Annotated in this window: 4 protein-coding genes; 2 read left to right on the top strand and 2 right to left on the bottom strand. The window is 42.3% G+C overall.

Annotation, left to right across the window (positions count from 1 at the left end):
* Positions 1-170: 170 nt before the first annotated feature.
* Both HMPREF3140_RS09395 and HMPREF3140_RS29250 read right to left on the bottom strand, forming a co-directional pair.
* The gene (locus HMPREF3140_RS09395) at positions 171-695 is read right to left on the bottom strand and encodes a hypothetical protein (RefSeq protein WP_029497499.1); all 525 of its coding nucleotides are present in this window, start codon (positions 693-695) and stop codon (positions 171-173) included.
* Positions 696-1259: 564 nt separating this feature from the next.
* Positions 1260-1643, bottom strand: coding sequence for a hypothetical protein (locus HMPREF3140_RS29250; RefSeq protein ID WP_224238761.1), 384 nt, complete (start codon positions 1641-1643; stop codon positions 1260-1262).
* A 593-nt stretch (positions 1644-2236) separates the two neighbouring features.
* On the opposite strand from HMPREF3140_RS29250, the gene mobI reads away from it, so the two are divergent.
* Positions 2237-2701: a conjugative transfer protein MobI(A/C) gene (gene mobI / locus HMPREF3140_RS09385; RefSeq protein WP_032435691.1), complete on the top strand. Its 465-nt coding sequence runs from the start codon at positions 2237-2239 to the stop codon at positions 2699-2701.
* Positions 2701-3413: hypothetical protein (locus tag HMPREF3140_RS09380; protein ID WP_070552947.1), on the top strand; the 713-nt coding region annotated here is incomplete at its 3' end. The genes mobI and HMPREF3140_RS09380, both read left to right, overlap by 1 nt.

Below are 3413 nucleotides of genomic sequence, written 5' to 3'. Positions count from 1 at the left end.
CCTAAATCAGTAAGTTGGCAGCATCACCCTGGCGATTATGGATGCTGTCTGAAAGATGAAAAAAAACCTGCTCATCTGACGGTATCGTTATTCCCGTCGATGCAAACGCGATATGGCAGATGGTGCTTGCCGTGTGTAAAAGATGATTTTCCATGTAATCTTAATTACTTTTATTCAAAGGGAACTACGGACTGATAATAACGCATAATAGCAACTTTGCATTTTTTTGCGCTACATGTCGGGCAGGAATCATACCTGTCCGGCGCATGTATGAAGGGCTTTTTACATACCAGGCAATAGTCTTTATAGTCAGCTTCCGACATCCCGTTGAGAACTTCGACAATCCTGTTGACCTTGAGCGGGTAGTATTCCGGCGTATAGCCCGTGTTAATTAACAAATCAACAAGTGCATTAAAATCCATTTCTCTGGTTGATTCTGTAGGATTTTGAGTGTCATATCCGAAAATATGAATAGAATTGTTTACAACGACATTTGACAGCAACATGGCGGATTTTTCACCGAGCCATTTACCTACCCCTTTTCTTGTATTTATCCCTTTGGGGTACTCCAGGCTGTCGGCAACTTTACGACCATACAAATGTGTCATGGTATATTTATTGGCATCAAATTCCATTAACTTTATGGCACTTGCCAGGCTATTTAGCTGGCTTACCTCGCTCTTTTTAAAGCCCATTATCCGCATTCTCCTTAACGTGTACCTGGTCCGGTTCTTTCGACCGGCAGGAAAAACCACTTCATGTTTTCAGAAAAGTTACTTTTCAGCGAAGCACGCTCGGATCCTGTTATTCACCAACATGAATGAACCGTAATCAGGTTACCATATCAATGAGTGAAGCCAGTTAACTTTTATAGCATCCAGAAACCGCTAAAATAACTTTAGCTTCTCATATGAATCTTTAAGAGCAAATTCAACTCGTAAGTTTTCCATATTTTACCTTGGGATGAAACCTTCCAGAACATCAGCCATAATCTCGTAACCCCATGCATATACTTTGTGATCACGTCGTCCGGCATCATAGGTTATAAACCGGGGAAAGAGAACCACATTTGTCACCTCAACAAAGGCGGACATCTCTGTATCGAGGAGCATCTGAAAAGCGTCATTAGACAGAGCCAAATAAGCCCTGACATAAGCCGGTTTAAATCTGGCCAGATTCCATAGATTGACCAGGAAATTCATCTGTATAGAGACGATGTTTTTCCTGAATAACTCAAGGTCGACGTGTTTATAAACATACTACTTCCCGCTCAATAATTCGCATGGCTCATTTGGTTTCATCTCGGTACTGTCAAAAGGTCTGCCGTACGTTTCAAACTTCAGTAACTGAGAGTCATCCAGGATTAACTTTATTAACTCACCCCATAAAACAGGCTTCCCGTTGACACGGGGAACTAGCAGGCTACCTGGTCTGGCTTCTGACAGGGCAATTCTATTTAGACGCGCATCAGTGGCGGGATGGAAAAAACGCTCCAGCAGGTTCTCCGGTATATAGCGGTAGTCCGACGCGAGATCACGAGGCAACACACTGAGAAGTTTTTTCTGACTACGTATCAACTGCAACTCCGAGCGGAGAAACGCCTTAATGACCGTGTCAGTCTGTACGTTGGGTTGTACGTCCATACGCTCTCCAGGATACTTTTAAATCGCGCTACTTCGGTTACTGAAAGAGGTTTTATTATATCATAGCAATCCGAGGGAGAGTAGAAAAGGGTTAATCACAAATAGTATAAAGCACTATCTTCGTTTTAGTTCCAAGAGCAAGAATATCCGAATTTTCACCAATATCATTAGGCACTTTTTAGAAAAAACCGTCGATAAGCGACATCTTTCATTGGTATCTTTTTTGAAAAAAGTTACCAATGGGGAAAAATCTTCATTTGTAACTTTTCCCGGAATAGTGACCAATAGACAACAGATTTTCATCCTCCATCATTTGTAACTATTACGCAAAAAGTTACTTATGTATAAGGGTAACTATTACTGGTTCGCAAAAAGGTTACTTTTCCATCTCCACGGTTGCGAGAAGTGGTTTTACGGGAGGTGGAACGCACACTGTGTGGGCCTCAGGCAGAGGTCGCTGGTCGTGCTCACAAGAAAGTTACTTTTTTGCCGACGACATGAGCACAAAAAAATTAAAAAAAAATGCAAACACCCTTGTTAGTTCAGAAAAATCTTTTTGGATTCCTGTAGTCTGTGAGAATGGAGGAGTTGATATGAACCCGATAATTACGGCACATCAGGAAATCGTTATCGAAAACTCGGTTCGCTATATCGAGTTACTGAAATCAGAAGCGACAAAAATTCTGGATGAATACTGGGAGAACTGGAAGGCACGAAATCAGTTGATATCCCAGACCACGTATGCAAACGGGGGGAAATTCATGCCCGGTCGATTCGCACCGGTGTTTAAAAAGGTCGGCTCATCGCAAAAGCTGACAATTGTATGGAAAGATTTTTCGCCCAGGTTCAAAAACAAAATTGAACATCATGGCGTGGTTGTTAAACCTAAACTCGGAGGATACAGCGTTAGTTGTTTTAAAAATGCCCTGGACTGGGAACTGGAGATGTTCCTGGAAACAGAAAACAAAATTAAACCGATCCGTGAACTACTCGCGGAATACCATCAACGAAAACTGGCCGACATCAAAAGACTGGAAAAACTGAAGAGGTTAATATAATGGCTGACAACGCATCCCCAAAAACTGAACCGCGCAATCAACGTAACGCTGGCAATAGCCGCCCGTTAGGGATGGTCATTTCAAAATTAAAGCCACTTTCAAGTGAGTTCTATACGCACTTTCATGAAAAAAACAGAGCCTGCCTGCGCCAGTTTAACACCATTTCCAATGCAATTTATAATATTTTCCGGCTGATAGAAGGTGACCAGGCGACAAGCACTAAAGTTCAGAAATGGCTCTCCGGTGTTTACGATGAACTGTCGGGTAATGTAAATACCTTCAAAGAGCAGATTGACAAAAATGTCGCCAGACTGCCTCTGGATGATTCATCATTCGAAGGGTTTGACTATGGTGAATTTGAAATTCGCTGGAACCACCCAATGACCTATAAATTGCTGGATATTATCCGGACCATTAACGTCCTGACTCGTCAGGCACATCAGTTGTGGTTATATGGTCAGATATCACAACAGGTTCATGACCGAATTATCCTGCAACTCCTGAGCTCACTGCGGGTTGCGATGGACAACATCACTAAAATACTGAACGCTGAAAACCGCGTGAATGGAAAATACGACGCATTGCCATTCATCCAGAGCATTAAGCGGTTTAAATCGGTGGAACTTTATATTGCCAGTCTCGAAACTAAAGCCCCTGTTCAGTCCGGTCACAGTAACAGTTCGGCTTTGTTGAATAAATCGAACTTTTGCTG

Origin of the sequence: Klebsiella sp. HMSC16A12 (assembly GCF_001808265.1) — a bacterium.
Taxonomy (GTDB): domain Bacteria; phylum Pseudomonadota; class Gammaproteobacteria; order Enterobacterales; family Enterobacteriaceae; genus Klebsiella; species Klebsiella pneumoniae.
This window is presented reverse-complemented; position numbering and strand designations above follow the sequence as displayed.